Genomic DNA, 22,776 nt, shown 5'->3' on the forward strand with positions numbered 1-22,776 from the left:
TATGGAATTTTGGTTAATTGTAAGTAAATTAATTGTCTTTATATATATTGTGTTTAGTTACATCTATTTAAATGTTGCGAACTTATCATGGATTATACTTACTTTACTTTTATATCTTTCTGTAAACGTGCTAATTTCTATATGTAAAAAAGATACGTACAAAAGCATATTAACTTCTGTGTCAATTGGTGTTGTTATGTTATTTACATGGAAGATTCATCCGTTTTTTATTTTGTTTTTACCATTGAACTTATATGAAATTACATTTCGTTATATAGAGAAGAAATGGCAGCTCTTTATTATAATGATGATTCCTATTACCTTTACAGATGAAAGTATTCGAATGACATATGGATTAATTGTTGCATTTTCTTTCATTGTATTAACTATGGCAGAACGGTATATATCGCGTGTATTAAAGCTTGAATCACAAAATGATAAGATGCGAAAAGATATGCAGCGATTGACGAAAAGTCTAAATGAAAATAAAGAGTACATAAGGCAATCAGAGTACACATTTAAGTTAGAAGAAAGAAATCGGCTATCGCAAGAAATTCATGATAAAATTGGTCACTCGATGACGGGTGCACTCATTCAAATGGAAGCAGCGAAGAGATTAATGGAAATAGATAAAGAAAAATCTGCGGAGTTATTACAAAATGCAATTCATATTTCAAAAGACGGAATCGAAAGTATTCGCATTACGTTAAAAAATATGAAGCCACCAACAGAGCAAATTGGTATTCATCGTATGAAATTATTCATAGAGGAATTTGCCGGTAAGCATGATATAAATATTCCATTCGTATATAAAGGGAACTTAGATATGATTTCTCCAATTCAGTGGAAGATTATCGGTGAAAATGTTACGGAGACATTAACAAATGCGATGAAATATGCTGATGCGACAGTCATTTCAATCGATATTCATGTACTTAACAAGATGGTGAAAGTGCAAGTGAAGGATAATGGAAAAGGTGCAGTGCTTGTAAAAAAAGGTCTTGGTATTATGGGTATGGAGGAGCGAACAGCATCTGTAAACGGAAAAATTATTGTAGATGGGACAAGTGGTTTTTCAGTAACAATGCTGTTACCCATATAAGAAAATGGGACGAGGATGAATCATCTCATATGAAAAAAGTGAATATTCTCATGTGAAAAGAATGAAGTTCTGCACTAAGCAGGTTCATTCTTTTTGTTTATAATAAACAGCAGAGAAACCGAAATAGGGGTGAAATGATGAATACATTAGAAATTAAAAATTTAACGAAAAAATTTGGTGATTTCATCGCAGTTGATAATATGTCTTTATCTATTAAAGAAGGAGAAATATTTGGCTTTTTAGGATCGAATGGTGCTGGTAAGAGTACGACAATTAATATGATTGCCGGTTTGTTAAGAAGTAATGAAGGTGAAATTAGCATACTAGGAAAAAATATAAAGAAACATAATCGATTTGCGAAAATGAACATCGGCATTGTTCCGCAAGATATTGCGATTTATGAAGAGTTAACTGCTTATGAAAATGTGAAATTCTTTGCAGGGTTGTACGGGTTACGAGGAGCAGAACTAAAAGCTAGGGTAGAGGAAGCACTTCAATTTGTAGGACTTAGTGATAAACATAAAAGTTATCCGAAAAACTTTTCTGGTGGGATGAAAAGAAGATTGAATATTGCTTGTGCAATCGCACATAGACCGAAATTGATTATTATGGATGAGCCGACGGTTGGAATTGATCCGCAGTCAAGGAACTACATTCTTCAGTCAGTCCGAAAATTAAATGAAATGGGAAGTACGATCATTTATACGAGTCACTACATGGAAGAAGTAGAAGAGATTTGTACGAAAATCGCGATTGTTGATCACGGTAAAGTGATTGCAGAAGGTACAAAAGAACAGTTAAAAGCGATCATTACTGATACGAAAGACATTTGGATTGAAGTGAGATCTGTAGAAAATCTCGATGTAGAAAAATTAAAAGAGATAAGCGGCGTGAAAGCTGTTCAAATCGAAGAGAATGTAATTAAAGTAAATTCTGATTCAGGATTAAACAATTTGAATAAAATTATTCAGCACTTCATTAATCATGATATTGAAATTCGTTCGTTAGAAGAGCAGGCTCCGAATTTAGAAACAGTATTCCTTACGTTGACTGGAAGAAACTTACGAGATAAATAAAAGGTAAATGAAGAAAAGGTAAAGGGAGGTTCATCAATTGAACATCTTCAATATTGCAATTATGCATATTAAGAGAGATTTCAGGGACGTAAGAACTTTAGTTTTTATGTTAGCATTTCCGATTGTGCTTATGCTTGTGTTAGGGACAGCGTTAAGTGACGCATTTAATAGTGATAGTCATTCTATTAAAGATATACAAGTGCTATATAAAGATGAAGCGAGTAGTACGTTTTCTCAATCATTTGAAGCATTTACGAAAGAAGTCGATAAATCGGGTATTCATTTTAAAAAAGCTTCCGGCAGTATAGATGGGAAAGAAGAAGTAAAGCAAAATAAATATGCTGCTTATGTAGAGTTAAATAAAGATGGCGCAAAATTGTACGGAAGTGACAAAAGTAGTATTGAAGGAAGTATTGTGGAAGGTATGCTTACAACATTTGTTGATAAGTACAATGTAGTGACCGAAGTTGTAAAAGTAGATCCTAGTAAGGTTAACGCAGTTATTTCAAACGGAAATCATAATGATTATATAAAAGAAACATCTTTACAAGCTGCGAAAAACCCAGGTTCTATGGATTATTATGCGGTTGCAATGACGACGATGATTGCACTATATGCTGCGATGGGAGCGAGTTCTTTAATTCGAGGAGAACGAATACGTAAAACAGGAGATCGTCTCATTGCTGCACCTATAAGTAAGGCTGAAATATTCATTGGAAAAGTACTTGGTAGCCTAGTAGCAAATGCCCTGTGCATATTACTAGTCATGTTATTTAGTAAATTTGTTTTTCAAGCAAATTGGGGCGACCATCTTGGAATTATATTTATTATTTTATTAACACAAGTCTTTCTAGCAATTAGCTTCGGTTTAGGAATCGGATATATTACGAAAACAGCTGAAGCATCGAGAGCAATTATTATGGTAGTAGTGCAATTAGCTTCTATTTTTGGTGGTGCATATTTCGTAGTAGAAGAAAATTTTGTTACGAATTTATCGCCATTAACTTGGGCAAATACAGCTGTTATGAAAATTATTTATGCGAATGATGTAGGGGCAGCACTACCAGTCATTTTTTTAAACCTTGGAATATCAGCACTCTTTTTATTAATTGCAATTATTGCATTACGTAGACGGGAGGGGCTATAGTATGAAAGATATTTTATGGCTCATACAAAAAACGTTATCTGTACTTTTGAAAAATAAAAAAGGGTTATTCATTATTATTAGTTTGCCAATAATCGGAACGCTCATCTCTTTTTCGATATACGGAAATGCAGGGCAAGGAACGTTAAATATCGGGATTGTAAATAAAGAAAATGAGCCGATAGCAAATGACACGGTGAAATTTTTAGAAGGATTAGAACATGTAAATGTGAGTAAGGTTAAGGAGTCTGAAGTAGAAGATAAACTCACTTCCAAAAAACTTGATGGAGTTATTATATTAGATTCTGGTTTTTCAAAAAGTGTTCGAGAAGGGAAACCAGATCATATTGAAATTTCATCAATTAAAGGTGATCAAGTAACAGGATTTATAAAATCATATTTATACAACTATATTGATAATGTAGCAGCTATTAGTAAAGTGGCAGGAACAGATCAAAGTGCATTTGATAATATGTACGCAGGGTATCAAAAAAGTTCATTTAAAATGAAAACGGAGACGCTAGAAGATACTTCGAAAAATAAAGATATGACAAACCAAACGATGGGTTATCTTATTATGTTTATGCTGTTTTCAGCAGTGAACTTATCAGGATTTATTTTAAAAGAAAAAGAGAATAGAACGTACTTTAGATTATTATCAACACCAATTGACGGAAAGAAATTTATATTATCCAATGTCGCGGTAAATATGATGATATTAACATTGCAAATTGTCATTGCAGTACTATTTATGACGAATGTTTTTCATACAAATATTAATATGCCTTTCATAGTAATGATTGGTGTGATTATGATATTCGCTTTAATTGCAATTGGTTTATCATTAGTCATTGTGTCTTTTTCAAAAAGTTCAACTGCTTCAAATGCATTGCAAAATCTAGTGATAGTACCAACATGTTTACTTGCTGGATGTTATTTCCCGTACGACATTATGCCAAAAGCGGTACAAAAAGTAGCTGATTTTCTTCCGCAGCGTTGGTTATTAGATACGATAGCAAAACTACAGCAAGGAATTCCATTCTCTGAGTTATATTTAAACATTTTAATCTTATTCGCCTTTGCGATTGCGTTCTTCTTAATTGCTATTTATAAGTTTGGAAGGAATAATGATGCGAGGAACTTTGTTTAATGGAAAAAGGGTGTGACGTTAAGTCGCATCCTTTTTTTGTATGAAGCATGAAATCTAAATTGGAATGACAAAATAGAAAGGTGGAAAGAAAATGAGCGGAAGGAAATTAAAATGATTAAGAAAATATTACGAGTTACTTCTATCATTATTGGTATATTAGTTTTGGTTTTAATTTGGATGCATATTGATGTTACACTCGGACGGAAAATGGAAGCTGGGAAAAATATGCCGACAGAGTATGCCCCTCATTATAGTGACTTTCAATTATATGTAGAAGGAAAGCCTTTTTATAAACAGTTATTTACGGATATAAAAGAAGCGAAAAGTTCTATTTACACGTATTTTTTTATTTTGTCGGATGATAAAAGTAGCCATACTTTTTTAAACTTATTAAAAGAGAAGGCAAAAGAAGGAGTAAACGTCTATTTATCAGTTGATCGCATTAATGATTTATCATTTGAAAGAAAGATGATAAAGGAATTGCGGGAAAGTGGTGTACATTTTACATATAGTAGAAAACTGGAATTGCCGTTCGGATTTTATTCACTACATCACCGTAATCATCGCCGTATTACAACGATTGATGGGGAGATCGGCTATACAGGTGGGTTTAATATGGGAGATGAGTACTTAGGAAAAGATAAGCGATTTGGATATTGGCGTGACTATCATGTGCGGATAAAAGGAGAAGGAGCAAAAGATTTAGAAGAACAGTTCGCTTTAGATTGGAAACGAGATACGAAAGAACATATAAAGAGAAGTACGAATAAAGCTAGTAAAGGGAACACGTTACATACGATGGCTAGTTACAACGGGCATCACGTCGCTGAAAAATATGTTGAGTTAATAAACCAAGCGAAGCATTCGGTTGTCGTTACGACGCCGTATTTTATAGCGAAAAATAAAGGATTAATGAACGCTTTAATCGCGGCACAAAAACGTGGCGTCACAGTAAAAATACTTTGGTCATATAAACCAGATATTCCTCTTATTAAAGAGGCGGCCTATCCTTACATACGTCAAGCTGTTAATAATGGAATTAAAGTATATGGTTATAAAAAAGGGATGTTTCATGGAAAGTTAATGCTGATTGATAATGAATTAACTGTTATCGGTACAACGAACATAACTGCACGTAGCTTTTATATTAATGATGAGATGAATTTGTATATTCATGGTGGAACTATCGTATCAGAAGTGAACGAGGCATTAGCGCAAGATTTTCATGATTCAAAAGAAATGACGAAAGAGTTTTTTGAGAAGTTATCATTTTGGGAGCGGTGTAAGGAGAAGTTGGCAGGGTTGGTGGATTTTTATTTATGATGATTTAATGAAAATAATTGAAATGAAAGATATAGTGAGTGCAAAGAAGAAGTAAGAAAGAACCTTCAAAAACAGAAGGTTCTTTCTTGTTTTATAATTCATTATTGGTAGTGGGTGCGTTTAGTACACAAGGATTAAATATGGATTGGACCGTTTCGATTCAAGAAATTGCTGATGAAAGAAAACGTCAAGTTGATGATCATTTAAAGGAGAGATCAATGGAAGAGGGGGCGGTGTGCAAGAAAGCTCCCGAAAAATCTACATCCGAAAAAATTATAGATGGTATTTTAGAAGGTACAGGTCAAGCTGTTGAAGATACAATAGATGGTATTGTGGCACTTGGTAAATGGGAAACGTGGGAGAACATGGGATACGCTGTTACTCATTTAGATGAAACCTTACCTGCTAAGGGTGTGTTTTTACCTTATAAAGTAAATGACTAAGACCATAAAAAATATATTGATGGAAAAATAAATTCGATAACTCATTTAGCAAATTCATGGGGCAATATATATATATAGTGTATAGAAGGAGATAATTATAGTGATTTCCCTAAATTTTGGGGAGGAGCTGGTGCACCAATGATTAGTGAAAAAGCCAAGCAAGTGCTTGAACCTTTAATAGGCGATAATGTTGAATTCTTACCACTTTTACGCAATTCAACTAGTGAGGTATATTACTTGGTCCATGTATTGAATGTACTAGATGCAATTGATGGAGATAAAGCAATCTTTAAAAAACTGATTACAGGCCTTGTAGTAGGTTGTGAAAAGTTCGCGTTTGATTTTAATACTGTTCAAAATGAAATGATTTTTAAAGTTTACATAAATGGCAAAATTCACCCGACGGTTGTCTTTATTTCAGACGAGTTGAAGGCTCTTATTGAACAAAGTGAATTAAAAGGTTTTGGATTTATTGAAGTGTGGGATTCAGAAGAGCTCTCATAAATAAATTCTAAAATTATAAATAGTCCCCTTGTTATACAAAGTAGGGGACTATTTATCCTGCATTAACGAGCAGTAAGATTCCCACCTCGAAATTCGGCTGAAGTAAAGAGGCAAGGTGGGAGATCAACTGCTTGTAAAAGGCTAATAATTTCTAGAGATGAAGAAAACTTCCGATGCAAAATATTATTTTTCATGCACCAACATCGAAACATCATCATTAATCAACGTCCCAACATGTTCACCTAAACAAATTCTTTTCATCACACCAGGCTCATCAAAGTTAAAGACGTGTGCTGGTAAATTATAGTCCCGGGCAAGCAGTAAAGCCGCTTGATCCATTACTTGTATGTTTTGCCTAACAATATCGTTATAGTTTAGTTTTTTATACATTTTCGCTGATTTGTTATGTTTTGGATCACTTGTAAAGACACCATCTACTCCTTGTTTTGCAACTAATATGGCATCGCTATTCATTTCAATGGCTCTTTGTACACTTGGGTAATCTGTCGTAACGAATGGCTGCCCGTTACCGCCTCCAAAAATAACGATATAACCGTTATCTAAATGATGTACTGCACGCAAGTGAATATATGGCTCAGCTACCGCATTAAAAGGGATGGAAGTCATAACGCGTACTTCTTTATCAGTTTTACTAGTTAGAACACCGCGAAGCATTAAGCTGTTAATTATAGTTCCTAACGTGCCTATATTATCAGCTTCTACACGATCAATTCCCCATTCTTCAGCTAAATGACCTCTGAATATGTTACCACCACCAATTACGATGGAGACTTCGATGCCTAAATCAACGATGGATAAAATTTCATTCGCGATATGTTCTAATCGTTTCGAGTTAAAGCTATTTCCAGATTGATCAGCAAGTGCGCCGCCGCTTAATTTAATTAAGACTCGTTTATATGGCTTCATAATAATTCCCCCTATAGATAGCAATAAAAAAGGAACAAGGGCGAATGCCCTTGTTCCTTTTTATAAAAATAAAATAGAAAAGAAATAGATGTAATGAACTTCTTCGTATGATTTTTCATAACATCCACTCCTTTTCATCCTTTTTTGTTTGAATACATATATCTTTTAGATTATACGAAATAATCTGATGTTTTATCAAGTATATTTTATTTCTTTTTACGGAATATGTGTCAATGAATATTTTAAGAAAAAAAATTGAATTTTTTGTGACGAACTTGTAGGTTTTTGTATGATTTTGTAGGTTCGCCTATATGATGTGTGAGTAGCTTTTATAAATACGAAATGAAAGCGTTCGCATAAAGGGGATGAACATAAATGAAAAAATTCGGATTAGCAACACAAATTTTTGTCGCGCTCGTTTTAGGGATTGTGGTAGGGGCAATCTTTTATGGCAATAAAACGGCGATTTCTTATATCACACCAGTTGGGGATATATTTATTCACTTAATTAAAATGATTGTAGTACCAATTGTTATTTCAGCATTAATTGTTGCGGTAGCTGGTGTAGGTGATATGAAAAAGCTTGGGAAACTAGGCGGAAAAACAATTCTTTATTTCGAAATTATTACGACGATTGCTATTTTAATGGGATTACTTGCAGCAAATATATTCCAACCAGGTACTGGCGTTGATATGAATAGTTTGCAGCAAAGTGATATTTCTTCTTATAAAGAAACAGCAGATGCTACAGAGAAGAAAGGTTTTGCTGAAACGATTGTTCACATTGTACCGAAAAACGTATTCGAATCTATTGCACAAGGTGACTTATTACCGATTATATTCTTCTCAGTACTATTCGGTTTAGGCGTTGCGGCAATTGGTGAAAAAGGAAAGCCTGTCTTTAACTTCTTTGAAGGTGTGCTCGAAGCGATGTTTTGGGTTACAAATCAAGTTATGAAATTCGCACCATTTGGTGTATTCGCATTAATTGCAGTTACGGTTGCAAAATTTGGTGTAGGAACATTACTTCCGTTAGGAAAACTAGTGCTAGCTGTATACGTAACTGTTATACTATTCGTTGTGATTGTATTAGGTATTAATGCACGAATGGTTGGAGTAAACATTTTTACATTAATGAAAATTTTAAAAGAAGAACTTATTCTTTCATTTACGACAGCAAGTTCAGAAGCTGTTTTACCTAATATAATGAGAAAAATGGAAGAGTTCGGTTGTCCAAAGGCAGTTGCCTCTTTCGTAATTCCGACAGGTTATACATTTAACTTGACTGGATCGGCTATTTATCAAGCATTAGCGGCATTGTTTGTTGCACAAATGTACGGTGTACACATGTCACTGACGGAGCAAATTACGTTATTATTCGTTCTCATGTTAACATCCAAAGGTATGGCAGGGGTTCCAGGTGCATCGTTCGTTGTTGTATTAGCAACGTTAGGTTCAATGGGATTACCACTAGAAGGTATCGCGTTAATTGCGGGAATTGACCGTATTTTAGATATGATTCGCTCATCTGTCAATGTGTTAGGAAATGCATTAGCGGCCATTGTTATGTCGAAGTGGGAAGGCGAATTCGATAATGAGAAAGCAAAACAATATGTAGAAACAGTCAAACAAGCAAAAGCAGCATAAGAAATCGTTAAGGAGTGAAATAATCATGGCAACATTAACTGAAGTTAAAAATGGCGTGCGAGTTGAAAAAGATTTTTTAGGTGAAAAAGAAGTACTAAATTCTGCATACTACGGCGTACAAACGATGCGTGCAGTAGAGAATTTTCCGATTACAGGATACAAAATTCACGAAGGTTTAATTAAAGCGTTTGCAATTGTGAAAAAAGCAGCAGCACTTGCTAACACAGATGTTGGAAGATTGGAATTGAACAAGGGTGGCGCAATCGCAGAAGCTGCTCAAGAAATTTTAGAAGGAAAATGGCATGATCATTTCATCGTCGATCCAATTCAGGGCGGTGCAGGTACTTCAATGAACATGAACGCAAATGAAGTCATTGCCAATCGTGCTCTTGAATTATTAGGAATGGAAAAGGGAGACTATCATTATATTAGTCCAAACAGTCATGTAAATATGGCGCAATCAACAAACGATGCATTCCCAACAGCGATTCATATCGCAACATTAAATGCATTAGAAGTCTTATTACAAACGATGGGTTATATGCATGATGTATTTGAATTAAAAGCAGAACAGTTCGATCATGTTATTAAAATGGGTCGTACACATTTACAAGATGCTGTGCCAATTCGTCTTGGACAAGAATTCAAAGCATACTCTCGCGTACTTGGACGTGATATGAAACGAATTCAGCAATCGCGTCAACATTTATATGAAGTAAACATGGGAGCAACTGCAGTAGGTACAGGCTTAAATGCAGATCCAGAATATATTGAAGCAGTTGTAAAACATTTAGCTACAATTAGTGAATTACCACTTGTTGGTGCAGAAGACTTAGTAGATGCGACGCAAAATACGGATGCTTATACTGAAGTATCTGCAGCACTAAAAGTATGTATGATGAACATGTCTAAAATTGCGAATGACCTTCGTCTAATGGCATCAGGTCCACGTGTTGGATTAGCAGAAATTATGCTACCAGCTCGTCAACCAGGTTCATCTATTATGCCAGGGAAAGTAAACCCTGTTATGCCAGAAGTGATTAACCAAATTGCGTTCCAAGTAATTGGTAACGACCATACAATTTGCCTTGCTTCAGAAGCAGGACAATTAGAATTAAACGTTATGGAACCAGTACTTGTTTTCAACTTACTTCAATCTATTAGCATTATGAATAACGGTTTCCGTGCCTTTACAGATAATTGCTTAAAAGGAATTGAAGCGAATGAAGATCGCTTAAAAGAGTATGTTGAGAAGAGTGTAGGAATTATTACAGCCGTGAACCCTCATATCGGTTATGAAGCAGCAGCTCGCGTTGCGAAAGAAGCAATTGCAACAGGTCAATCCGTTCGAGAACTTTGTGTGAAAAATGGTGTGTTGTCACAAGAAGACTTAGAGTTAATTCTAGATCCATTCGAAATGACACATCCAGGGATTGCAGGAGCAACTCTTTTAAAGAAAAATTAAAAGAAGAGGGGGGACAAGCCCCTCTTTTTTGTTTACAATATAGAAATGTTATATATGAATAGAGGTAGGGATGTTATGAGTAAGTTTACAGTGGCTTCTAATGGGGCATTAGAAACAGCATTAAGAGGAGTAGAAGTATTATCAACACCACTTTTAAATAAAGGGGTCGCTTTCACGCAAGAAGAAAGAGAAGAGTTAGGTTTAAAAGGGTTATTACCGCCAGCAGTTTTAACATTAGATGAACAAGCACGCCGAGCATACGAACAATTCTGTTCTCAGCCGGATGATTTATTAAAGAATGTATACTTAACAGCGTTGCATGATCGAAATGAAGTATTATTTTATCGCATTTTAACGGATCATTTACGTGAAATGTTACCAATCGTATATACACCTACTGTTGGTGTAGCAATTCAAAGGTACAGTCATGAATACCGTAAACCACGCGGCGTTTATTTATCAGTTAACGACCCTTCAGGTATTGAAGAAGCATTCAATAATATCGGTGCAACAGCTGAAAACATTGATTTAGTCGTTGTAACAGATGGAGAAGGCATATTAGGAATTGGTGACTGGGGCGTTGGTGGCATTAACATCGCAATCGGGAAATTAGCTGTTTATACGGCCGCAGTTGGAATCGATCCTAGCCGTGTATTACCAGTAATTTTAGATGTAGGTACAAACCGTGAGGAACTATTAAACAATCCATTTTATATTGGAAATCGTCATCCGCGTATAACGGGTGAAGCTTACGATGAATTTATTGATACGTTTGTACAAGCGGTAAATAAACAATTCCCGAAAGCACTTTTACATTGGGAAGATTTCAGTTCTCGCAATGCACGAAAAATTTTAGATAAATACCGTCATGACGTATGTACGTTTAATGATGATATTCAAGGTACAGGTGCAGTTTCACTTGCTGCGGTATTATCAGCGGTGAAAGCTTCTGGTGTACCACTGAGTGAACACCGCGTCGTTGTGTTTGGCGCTGGTACAGCTGGAATCGGTATCGCAGATCAAGTAAGAGATGCAATGGTCCGCGTTGGCTTATCAGAAGAAGAATCACATAATCGTTTCTGGTGTATTGACCGTAACGGATTAGTTACAGATAATATGGGAGATCTTCTTGATTTCCAAATTCCATATGCAAGAAAAGAAGCGGAAGTAAGTGAGTGGAAAGCAAATGATGTAATTGGACTTGCTGAAGTTGTGAAACATGCAAAACCGACAATTTTAATTGGTACATCTACTGTTGCGGGCGCATTTAAAGAAGAGATTATTAAAGAAATGGCTTCTCATGTAGAAAGACCAATTATTTTACCAATGTCGAATCCGACGCCACTTGCTGAAGCAAAACCAGCAGATTTAATTGAGTGGACAGAAGGAAGAGCGTTAGTTGCAACAGGAAGTCCATTTGAACCAGTTACGTATAACGGTGTAACGTACGTTATTGGGCAATCAAATAACGCACTTATCTTCCCAGGACTTGGTCTTGGAACAATTGTTGTTCGTGCAAGCGTTATGACGGACGGAATGTTCGCAGCAGCAGCAGAAGCAGTTGCAAGCATGGTAGATACAAGTCAACCAGGGGCACCTATCTTGCCAGAAGTTGAAGAGTTACGTAATATCTCCGAAATGGTTGCAATTGAAGTAGCGAAAGTTGCAGTTGCAGAAGGTGTTGCTAGAGAGAAATTAAGTGATAACGATATCAAGATTGCAGTGAAAGAAGCAATGTGGATGCCAGAGTATCGCCAAATAAAAGCGGTAGAAAAGGTTAGAATATAGAAATAAAGCCCGTTTATTATTATAAGCGGGCTTTATTTGTACGATTGAAAAAATGGATAGGAAGTGGCACTTTTGAATTGGAATCAATTATGGAAGAATGATATGTCTCTTTTAATTATATTAATGGTCGTTGTTCCGATTGCCGGAGAGCTGAATTTTCATCCTTTTAATGATATGTTTCGTGTTAGCTTTGGGACGCCACTATTCTTCTTTTTATTACTGTTTTTAAGAAGAGTACCAGCTGCAGTTGCAGGTATTCTTGTTGGTATATGTGTAGTCTTATTCCGCGTATGTCTTGACTGGGTATTGCAAGGTTCATTTCATATGACAGAATCATTTTATTTGCGCTATCCTGTGTTCTTCTATTATTTTATTTATGGAAGTCTTTTTTCGCTTTGTAGAGTGAATAAGTTTCATCAGAAACCAATAATTATTGGGTGCCTTGGAATTACAATTGAAATTATCGCAAGTATGTCAGAACTTGCGATTTACCATATGGTAGTTCTCGGTACAACAATAACGGTTTCTGAAGTAAATAAGTTAATTATTATTGCTATTTTTCGTAGTTTCTTTGCACTCGGTTTTTTAAATATGATGAACTTATATGAAACGAAATTAAAAGAATCACAAGTGCGAAAAGAAAATGAAAATATGTTAATGCACCTGTCTAATTTATATGTAGAATCTGTTCATTTGAAAAAAACGTTACAAAATGCGGAGTTAATTACACAAGAAGCTTATCAATTATATCGGAACTTGCAAGTAATTGATGATTCGAATGGTAAAACAGCATTGAAAATAGCGGGAGAAGTACATGAAATAAAAAAAGATAATCAAAGAATTTTTGCAGGATTGTCTAAACTATTATTAGATAAAAATGTGGCTGAGTATGTAGAAGGACATGAACTTGCGGAAATGATTGTGAGAATAAATGAGAAGTATGCTGAAATGTTAAAAAAAGATATACGTTTTTCTAAACATATAGAAGGTGAGCATGCTGCATATCACGTGTATACAGTGCTATCAATCTTTAATAACTTAGTTGCCAATGCAGTTGAAGCAATTGAAAATAGAGGTCTCATTAGTATTAAATTATATAAACGAGATCAACATGTAATCTTTGAAGTAATTGATGATGGCCCTGGTATTTCACAAAAGTATAAAAAATTAGTATTTAAGCCTGGATTTACTTCAAAGTATGATCAAACGGGAACACCGTCCACGGGTATTGGACTTTCTTACATACACGAAATGGTAACAGAGCTCGGCGGAGAAGTAAGGTTAGAAGACAATGAAACTGGAAAAGGGTGTAAGTTTATCGTTTGTTTACCGGAGTGTAGTTTAAAGCGGGAAGGGGAATAGAGTTGTTTTATTATATCGTAGATGATGATGAAGTTTTCCGTTCGATGCTTTCGCAAATTATTGAAGATGGCGATCTTGGGGAAGTAATTGGAGAATCGGAAGACGGAGCGTTTATTGAAGCAGAACAGTTAAATTATAAGAAAGTGGACATTTTATTTATTGATTTACTAATGCCGATGAGAGATGGGATTGAAACAGTTCGCCATATAGCTTCTTCTTTCACTGGTAAAATTATTATGATTTCCCAAGTTGAATCGAAACAGCTCATTGGTGAGGCGTATACACTTGGTGTGGAGTATTATATTACGAAACCACTAAACAAAATTGAAGTTGAATCTGTCGTACGAAAGGTAATGGAACGGATTCGTTTAGAGCGTTCCATACATGATATTCAAAAATCATTGAATAACGTGTTTCAGTGGGAGCAGCCGCAAATGCGTAGTGAACCGATGCAAGAAGCAAAAAAGATAGCAGATTCAGGACGTTTCTTACTATCAGAGCTCGGTATCGCGGGAGAAAATGGAAGTAAAGATTTACTTAGTATGCTGGAATATTTATATGGGCAGGAAAAGGCGCAAACATTTGAATTTGGATTTCCTGCATTAAAAGAAATTTTCCAATATATTACGATAAAGAAATTAGGAGACGGAGCTTTAGAGGCGGATATTGATAAAGAGAAAAAAGCCTCTGAACAAAGAGTGCGCAGAGCGATTTATCAGTCGTTAAATCATTTGGCTTCTTTAGGATTAACAGACTTTTCAAATCCGAAATTTGAAAGCTATGCTCCGAAATTTTTTGATTTTACGATAGTTAGAAAACGGATGACAGAAATGACAAAGGAAGAATTCGCAGTTTCAGGTCATACACGAATTAACACGAAAAAGTTTATTCAAGTGTTGTATTTTGAGGCGAAACGGTTGATGGAGATAGATTGAAAAATACGATATAGGGTATAAATGTTGATAAACCAAATCTTACATTGATTTGGTTTTTTTCGTGTCGAAAAGTATTTTTTGAATAAATGAACAATTTGTGAAAAATGCTATTGAATTTGATAATAGTAATAGATTAATATATTTATGAGTTTCCAATAAAATGCAAAGAAAGGAGTTAATAGCGGAAACGTATGTATTTGAAGAAAAGGAAAGGGGATAATTAGTTGGGAGGAAAATATAAGCATTTTAAAAATGTATTAACAGTTTGTATAATTGCTATTTTATGTTTACAGTTACCAGGTTTTTATGTAAAGGCAAATGGAGAAGAAACGATTAAGGAAGACCGAAAATTTGAAATTAAGAGTGTGCAAGAGGCTGGTAAGAGTAATAATCCAGACATTTCAGTATCCACATTAGATGATAATGTGAAAGCGGAACAGCTAGCGAAAAAGCTCGTTGGTGATGGAGTGGAAATTCGAAATGTGAAATATAAAGGTGCAAATCAAGCAGCCGGCACATTTCAAGCGAAGCAAAATATTTTTGGAATAGAAGACGGAGTCATATTAAGTACAGGTAATACGAAGGGCATTATAGGACCTAATAAATATAGAAGTTATACAAACATAAATAACCAACCCGGTGATAGCGATGTAGAACAATTATTGTGGAACGGGACAAAAACATTTGATGCAAGTGTTTTAGAGTTTGAGTTTAAGCCAACGAAAGAAAAAATGAATGTGCAGTATGCGCTTGCTTCAGATGAGTATGAGGAGTTTTCGAATTATAATGATGCAGTAGGAATGTTTATTAACGAGGAGAATATAGCGGTTATATCAAATTGGAATAGGAGTCCAGTGACAACCTCCACGATTGATAAGTGGGATAATAATGGTTACTATATTTCGAATACAAATGCTTCTAAAAATACGGAAATGGATGGAATGACTACAGTATTAGATGCTAGTTCGAACGTAAAAGTAAACGATTGGAATAAGATCAAGTTAGTAATTGCGGATGGGAAAGATAACGGTGTAGATTCAAATGTGCTTGTTAAACCTTTTACATTTGAAGATATACCCTTCCCAGTAGAGTATGATTACGTTTATGTTGCTGGATGGAAAGTAGAAAATATAGGCGTTGATAAGGCAAAAGTCAGTGTTAATGTTGTAAGAACAGGAAATACAAATAAAGACGATAGCGTGGAATGGAACTTAATTCTTCCCCAGAAAGGTACTAGTGTAACGAAAGATCAGGGAAAGGTATTTTTCGAGAAAGGGGAATCTACGAAAACGATTCAAATAGAAGTAAGTAAACAAGATCGTGATTTGCAACTTTCTTTACATGGAGTGAGAGATGGGACAACTACTTTTCGGGATTCAATTAGTATATTTATGCATAGAATGGATATCGATCCCGAACAGATGAAATTAAAAGTTGGTGAGGGGAAAACGTTTAAAGTAGTGGCTAAGTACAATGATGGCCAAGAAAAAGATATTACTGAGAATGTTGAAATAGTCGTAAATGATACTAAGGTTGCGAAGTTAGATGCGGAAAATAAAATAATAGCACAAAATGCTGGAGTAACTAGTATGACCATAAAGTATGGTGAGAAAAGTATTCGAGCTCTGATAGAAGTCGAAAAAACATTAAAAGATATTGAACTAGATAGAGAAAGCTTTTCATTAGTAGATAAAAATGTAGGATATATCGGTGCAAGAGCAATTTATGATGGTGGATTAGTGGAAAGTATAACTGGAAAGGTAAAATTATCAAGCTCAGATGAAAATGTTGCACGTATCATTGGTTTTAATAGTTTTCGAGCTGTAAATGAAGGAGAGGCAACTATTACAGTAGAGTACGGTGGAATTAAGAAAACGGCAAAGGTAACTGTGAAAAAATCGAATCGTAAATTGAAGGAAATTCATGTTAGCCCTAGTATGGTAGTAATAGAAGGAGAAAGTTATCCTTTTTCTGTTATAGCATCCTATGATGACGGATACCATGAAGATGTTACGAAATCATCTGAAATATCGGTTGCTAATAAAGATATTGTTGAATTAATAAATGGTTCAATGTATGGTTCAATGTATTTGAAAGGAAAGAAAGAAGGAGAAACAAAGGTTAAAGCAACTTATGAAGGTTTGACAATAGAGGGGACAGTAACGGTAGAAAAACAATTGAAAGAGATAGTAACCGATAAACAACAGCTTACATTAAAGGAAGGGACTAAAGATAAAATTGTAGTAAAAGCAAAATATGACAATAGTGAGAAAGATGTCACGGATCAGGTAAGTTTCTGGATAAATGATGAGAAAACCGCTGAAATTATAGCTAATGGAGAGGTTAGAGGACTTAAACAAGGACAAACGACGCTTGTTGGTAATTATAGAGGGGAAATGGTACGTATCCCAGTATACGTTGAAAACGGTCTGAAAGACATTGAATTTGAAACATCAAATATAACACTACCTATTAAAGGTACGAAAAAGTTACAAGTAACAGGAGTTTATGAAGAGGATTACCGTTCATCAATTAATAATGAAGCGACATTCTCTAGTAACAACGATAACGTGAAAGTTGATAAGTTCGGAAATATTGTAGCGCAAAAAGAAGGAGAATCTATTATTACAGTATCTGCAAGAGATATAAAAAAGGAAGTGAAAGTAAAAGTAGAGAATCCACTTGTTGCATTACAAGTTGGTACGGAGAAAATTGCATTAAAAACGAAAGAAGCGTATGAATTAAAAGTTACAGGTTTATATGAAGATGGTTCGCTAAAAGATATTACGAAAAGTGCGAATTTTAAATCTTCAAATTCGTCTGTAGTAGAAGTAGATGCTTCTGGGAAGTTAGTAGCTCAAGATAAAAAAGGAACGGCAACAGTTACGATAACGAAAGATAAACAAAGTTTGAACATTCCTGTTGAGGTAACAGAGAAAGAGACTGGCTTATTACTAGAAGTACAAGATGGAAGTGGACGCGGAATTGATAATGTTAGCGTCGTTTTAGAAGATTCAAAAAAGAAAACACAAAAGTTAATAACAGGTAGCAATGGTACTCTGTCGTTAAAACCACAAGAAGGTGCTTATAAAGTATACGTTTATAAAAAAGGCTATAAACCAGTTGCTGTAGACGTAGTTGTAAAGAATGATGAGCGGACGAAGCAGAAAGTCATATTAGAACCTTCGCAGTTATTTGATGGGAAGATGAACGTAACTCAAATGTCGAAAGAAGAAATAGAGAAGGCTGGTATTGATGTCAATCATCCAGATAATCGCCATGTGTATAAGTTTGAACTGCATTTGAAAATAGATAATGAGGATAAAAAAGTTGATTACATCATTAATAATGTAGGTAAAGTTATACAAGGTGATTTAAACGTGTCGATTGGTAGTGGTGCAAGTGAGGTTAATGTGTACCCAGTTGTTATTCAAAATGAACGTTTCCAAGAAAAAGAAGCCCCTCCTGCAGTTGGATATATGGTAGTTCCAGGAAAAGTAAGTTGGTTGAAAGAGTTCTTTAAAGTGGAAGTGATGATTCAAAGTTTTGCGGATGAGCCATTTGAATTAACGAATACAAATGTATCGCTAAAGTTACCAGAAGGATTAAGTTTAGCTCCGATTTCTGAAAAACAAAGTGAAACAATCCATTTAGGAGCGATAGGTGGAAATGAAGTTAAGAAAGCTGAGTGGTATATTCGTGGAGATAAAAAAGGTGAATATCATTTAGGTGCTAATTTCTCATCTACATTATACCCGTTTGATGAGCCACTTTCTGCCGAGTTTAAAACAGCTAAGCCAATTGAAGTGTACGGGGAGGACGGAGTGAAGATGCATATTAAAGTAGATAAAAAAGCATATAAAGGTCTTCCGTATGTAGTTAGGGTAGGAATTGAAAATAAATCGCCAAACGTTATTTATGATTTACAAGTAGAGTTAAATGAAGCAGAAAAGAAAAACTTTGTTTATACACCAGGAACAGAGTTGAAGCGCGTTGTTAATTCTATTCCATCAGGGGAAACGGTATGGCTTGATTATTTATTACTACCTAAAATCTCGGGAGATTTAAATATTGGAAAATCATTCATTAAAAAGGTTGGAGACGGTATAAACATAGAGACTGTTCTTTCTACAATTGATGAATAATTCGATGCGGTTATCTTTATTTCATTTTGAATGCAAAAGGGGAATACGGGATGAAAAATTGGCTTAAAAAAGTAGCTCAATTGAGTATACTGTTTGTACTATTTATAACATTGATATTTGATGGTGCAATAGCGTACGCTGCTAACGAGGTAAATAAAAAAACAAATCCGTTTCATAGCGCAGCTGAAAATACAAATGAGCTTGTATTCAAGGATGTACCACCTTCTTACTGGGCTTATAAAGATATAAAGAGATTAAAAGAGTTGAAGATTGTATCTGGTAAGGGAGATGGGTTATTTGGTCCAGAAGATCGCTTAACGCGAGAACAATTTTTGTCGATGGTCGTGTTGCAACAAGGCTATAAAATTGTAAAAGACCAAGAGACATTTAAAGATGTACCAAGAAGTAAATGGTCAAATCAATACATTGAAACAGCAATAAAAGAAGAGATTATTGAAAAGAAAGAATACGGGGATAATTTTAAACCAGAACAAGAAATTTCAAGGGAAGAAATGGCGATTGTTATCGCGAAAGTGTTGAAGTTAAAAGAAGTAGATGAGGAAATAAAATTTGGAGATAAAGGTGAATTTACGAAAAATCCTAAATTGATAGCTGCATTAGTAAATGCAAAAATCATTTCAGGATATCCAGATGGAACGTTCAAACCGAAACAAACATTAACGAGAGCAGAGTCAACAGCAGTTATCGTTAAATTACTCGATTATGGATATGTATTTGATGATGTACCACCTTCTTACTGGGCGTATAAAGATATAAAGAGATTAAAAGAGATGAAGATTGTATCTGGTAAGGGGAACGGAATCTTTGGTCCAGAAGATCGCTTAACGCGAGAACAATTTTTAGCTATGATTGTGCTGCAACAAGGCTATAAGATTGTAAAAGACCAAGAGACGTTTAAAGATGTACCGAAAAGTAAGTGGTCAAATCAGTACGTCGAAACAGCGATAAAAGAAGGGATTATTGAAAAGAAAGAATATGGAGATAGCTTCAAACCAGAGCAAGAAATCCCAAGGCAAGAAATGGCGATCATTATCGCGAAAGTGTTGAAGTTAAAGGAAGTAAATGAAGAAATAAAATTTGGAGATAAAGGTGAATTTACGAAAAATCCTAAATTGATAGCTGCATTAGTAAATGCAAAAATCATTTCGGGATATCCAGATGGAACGTTCAAACCGAAACAAACATTAACGAGGGCGGAGTCGACAGCAGTCGTTAGTAAAGTTATTGATTTTAAGAAAGATGAGCCGACTACTGGGGATGGTGATACTGGTGGCGGTACGGGTAATGGAGGAGACGCTGAAAAAGCAGGTATCGTATACAAAAAGAACGTATATGAAGTGAAAGAACAATATAAACACGACATAGAACAAACTCAAACAGATACTTTCACATTCAAAAAGGAAGCAGCAAAATTAAAAGAATTGAAAAATGATAACATTTTAATTTTGCCACCAATCCCAAATAATCCACTTGGAGTTGTTATTAAAATCATCTCTATAACGGATGGCAGTGATGGGGAGAAGGTTGTAAAAGCAGTGCAACCAGATGCTAAAGAAGTAATTGAAAAAATAGATGTGAAGGAAAAAATATCAGTTACGAGAGACAATGCAGAAATTGTTTATTTAGCAGAAGGTGTAACGCTGGACGAAAAGCAGCCAGTTTCTTTTAATCCTTTTCAACAGCAAATTAATGGAGAGAAAGAAAAAAATCAATATGTTTTACAGGGGCCAGAGCATTTCTTACAACGTGCATTCGCTGAATATGACGTTGATAAAAAAGAATTCAGTACGAACACAAATGTTAAAATAACAGGTAAGGATTTAGGAATTAATGAGGATCTAACTTTTGCACTAAAAGGTAAAATGAAAATTAAAAATGTAGATGTGGATATCTTGTTTAAAGATGTAACTAATTTAGATGAATTAAAATTTATTCTTAAAGGTGAAGTTGAGAATAACGTAAAATACACATTTGATTACTCGCACTGTGTAGGAGCCCCAGTAAATTGTGATAAGAAAAAATCGGAAGGTCTAACATTTGAAGAATGGAAAGAAATGATTGAAAAAAAAGGTCTCTCACTGAAACCATTTAAAAAACCTTTGTTTATGGTTCGTGTACCACTGCCTGCTGCTCCAGCTATAGCTATAACGATGGAAGCTTCGCTTGTATTGAAAGCAGATTTATCAATAGGTGTAGAAGTAGATGTGAAGCAAATAGATTCGTTTAAGGTGGGAATTGAAAACGGCGGAATTGTAGGTAAACATGAGCAAATAGGACCTAATCTTCAATTTAAAGGGGAAGCAAAAATTGATGGGAAAGCAGGTATCGACGTTAATGGGGGGTTAACACTTGCTAATATAACTTTGATAGGGGCTAATTTTGAAGCAGGATTGAAATTAGAAGCGTTAGCAAGAGCGTCGTGGGGAATAAAAGACGTTGACTCTAGTAATATAAATGCGTTTGAAAGTATTTGCGCAAAAGGGTCACTTGGATATTATATTCAAGCTGGTTTAAAGGCGAGTATACTTAAAGCTGATATTTTATCTATAAAGAAATCGTTAATAGATATAAATGAAGAGATCGGAAAAATAAGTAATTGTGAAAAGTATGATTTACAATCAGCGCAAGATTATTTATTACTTGAAGAGGGAGAAGATACAAATTTAAAAGTAGTAAAAAGAATCTTTGATGAAAATCAATTAACAATGAAAGTAGATAAATTATCGAAGGATCAGGAAATACGAGTATCAAGTGAAAATACAGACGTAGTAGAAGCAAAACGAAAAGATGCCAATGATTTTTCAATTCATGCAAAATCAGGTGCAAAAGAAAAACAGAAAGTAGACCTATTATTTGAGTTAGTGGAAGATGGGAAAGTACTTTCAGAAATAAAAGTTCCAGTTTATATTGTCAAGCCAACGAAGTTACAAGTAGATCCTGAAAAAACATTTGTGATGAAAAAACAAAAAGAACAATTGCAAGTACGTTTAGCAATACCGGTGCCGGAAGAAATAATTGAGCAATATGAAATGTTAGGATTGCCGATTGAGCAGTACCGCTATAAAGAAGTAACACAACCGAACCTACTTACTTTCAAAAGTTCGAAAGATTTCGTTATCGTAAATGAGCTTGGAGAAGTGACAGTAAAGGACGATGCGAAAATCGGAGATACGACTGAAATTAATGTCGCTTATAAAGGATTGACAGGTAAGGTTAGTGCTCAAGTTTCGGGAAGTGAGGAAGATAAGCGAGCACTATCAGGTTTATCTTTACAAAGTGCTCAGCAATTAATATTAGATGCGGAGCAGCACGCAAATAATATTTTGCAAGCGGCAGTTAAATCGCCTGAAGAAGAAAAATTTGAAGACTTACAAAAACAAATGAAAAAGTTTTATGAGCCGAAATTTACAGGGAAGCAATTTGAAAAAGCTTATAAGTATAATAGACAGTGGATATTAAATCCGTATTACTTATATCCTGTAACGAATGTTTATAATACAGAGGCAATGAAAACATTCTCAAGTGTAAGTGAAACACCATCAACGTTAAGTGTGAAGGTAAGTGTACCAGTTCAAGGTGAGCAAGGTGAATCATTTACGTATACGTATGATTTAGTGAAAAAAGATGGGTCTTGGTATTTAGACGACATCAACTAATTAAAAGACAAGCGCCTTTCGTTATATAGAGAAAGGCGCTTGTTTTTCGTATGTACGACTTTACTTAATGGAGTATACATGTACAATG

Annotated in this window: 13 protein-coding genes and 2 pseudogenes; 14 read left to right on the forward strand and 1 reads right to left on the reverse strand. The window is 34.9% G+C overall.

The annotated features are described in order from the left end of the window. Window position 1 precedes the first annotated feature (1 nt). The 7 genes and pseudogenes from ACQKNI_RS07360 to ACQKNI_RS07390 all read left to right on the forward strand — a co-directional run bounded on the left by ACQKNI_RS07360 (window position 2) and on the right by ACQKNI_RS07390 (window position 6,742). The gene (locus ACQKNI_RS07360; protein WP_088231190.1) at window positions 2-1,102 is read left to right on the forward strand and encodes a sensor histidine kinase; all 1,101 of its coding nucleotides are present in this window, start codon (window positions 2-4) and stop codon (window positions 1,100-1,102) included. A gap of 137 nt (window positions 1,103-1,239) precedes the next feature. Next, a complete protein-coding gene (locus tag ACQKNI_RS07365) occupies window positions 1,240-2,178 on the forward strand; it encodes an ATP-binding cassette domain-containing protein (protein ID WP_427282292.1) in 939 nt (312 codons plus the stop codon). A gap of 37 nt (window positions 2,179-2,215) precedes the next feature. Beyond that, complete coding sequence (locus tag ACQKNI_RS07370) at window positions 2,216-3,325, forward strand: ABC transporter permease (RefSeq protein ID WP_427282293.1); 1,110 nt, start codon at window positions 2,216-2,218, stop codon at window positions 3,323-3,325. A 1-nt stretch (window position 3,326) separates the two neighbouring features. After that, window positions 3,327-4,472: an ABC transporter permease gene (locus ACQKNI_RS07375; protein WP_427282294.1), complete on the forward strand. Its 1,146-nt coding sequence runs from the start codon at window positions 3,327-3,329 to the stop codon at window positions 4,470-4,472. A gap of 111 nt (window positions 4,473-4,583) precedes the next feature. After that, window positions 4,584-5,795, forward strand: a complete 1,212-nt coding sequence (gene cls, locus ACQKNI_RS07380; protein ID WP_140417388.1) for a cardiolipin synthase — start codon at window positions 4,584-4,586, stop codon at window positions 5,793-5,795. Between the two features lie 86 nt (window positions 5,796-5,881). After that, window positions 5,882-6,202: pseudogene (locus tag ACQKNI_RS07385) on the forward strand (cytoplasmic protein); the annotation flags it as partial. 51 nt (window positions 6,203-6,253) lie between these two features. Continuing rightward, window positions 6,254-6,742, forward strand: a pseudogene (locus ACQKNI_RS07390) (imm11 family protein). A 183-nt stretch (window positions 6,743-6,925) separates the two neighbouring features. On the opposite strand, the gene pyrH reads toward ACQKNI_RS07390, so the two are convergent. Continuing rightward, complete coding sequence (pyrH, locus tag ACQKNI_RS07395; protein WP_427282295.1) at window positions 6,926-7,669, reverse strand: UMP kinase; 744 nt, start codon at window positions 7,667-7,669, stop codon at window positions 6,926-6,928. Between the two features lie 375 nt (window positions 7,670-8,044). Between pyrH and ACQKNI_RS07400 the strand changes: the two genes are divergently transcribed. The 7 genes from ACQKNI_RS07400 to ACQKNI_RS07430 all read left to right on the forward strand — a co-directional run bounded on the left by ACQKNI_RS07400 (window position 8,045) and on the right by ACQKNI_RS07430 (window position 22,688). Continuing rightward, a complete protein-coding gene (locus ACQKNI_RS07400) occupies window positions 8,045-9,316 on the forward strand; it encodes a cation:dicarboxylate symporter family transporter (protein ID WP_088231196.1) in 1,272 nt (423 codons plus the stop codon). Window positions 9,317-9,341: 25 nt separating this feature from the next. Beyond that, entirely contained in the window at window positions 9,342-10,781 is a 1,440-nt protein-coding gene (gene aspA, locus ACQKNI_RS07405; protein WP_088231197.1) for an aspartate ammonia-lyase, read from the forward strand. Window positions 10,782-10,856: 75 nt separating this feature from the next. After that, the gene (malS, locus tag ACQKNI_RS07410; RefSeq protein ID WP_140417389.1) at window positions 10,857-12,569 is read left to right on the forward strand and encodes an oxaloacetate-decarboxylating malate dehydrogenase; all 1,713 of its coding nucleotides are present in this window, start codon (window positions 10,857-10,859) and stop codon (window positions 12,567-12,569) included. 63 nt (window positions 12,570-12,632) lie between these two features. Further along, window positions 12,633-13,931, forward strand: coding sequence for a sensor histidine kinase (locus tag ACQKNI_RS07415; protein WP_088231198.1), 1,299 nt, complete (start codon window positions 12,633-12,635; stop codon window positions 13,929-13,931). Between the two features lie 2 nt (window positions 13,932-13,933). After that, window positions 13,934-14,866, forward strand: a complete 933-nt coding sequence (locus tag ACQKNI_RS07420; protein WP_088231199.1) for a response regulator — start codon at window positions 13,934-13,936, stop codon at window positions 14,864-14,866. A gap of 224 nt (window positions 14,867-15,090) precedes the next feature. Continuing rightward, on the forward strand, window positions 15,091-19,011 hold the full coding sequence (locus ACQKNI_RS07425) for a choice-of-anchor L domain-containing protein (protein WP_427282296.1): 3,921 nt from the start codon (window positions 15,091-15,093) through the stop codon (window positions 19,009-19,011). 50 nt (window positions 19,012-19,061) lie between these two features. Next, window positions 19,062-22,688, forward strand: coding sequence for an S-layer homology domain-containing protein (locus ACQKNI_RS07430; protein WP_098946025.1), 3,627 nt, complete (start codon window positions 19,062-19,064; stop codon window positions 22,686-22,688). The last annotated feature ends 88 nt before the right edge of the window (window positions 22,689-22,776 follow it).

Origin of the sequence: Bacillus sp. NPDC094064 (assembly GCF_050279585.1) — a bacterium.
Classification (GTDB): Bacteria; Bacillota; Bacilli; order Bacillales; family Bacillaceae_G; genus Bacillus_A.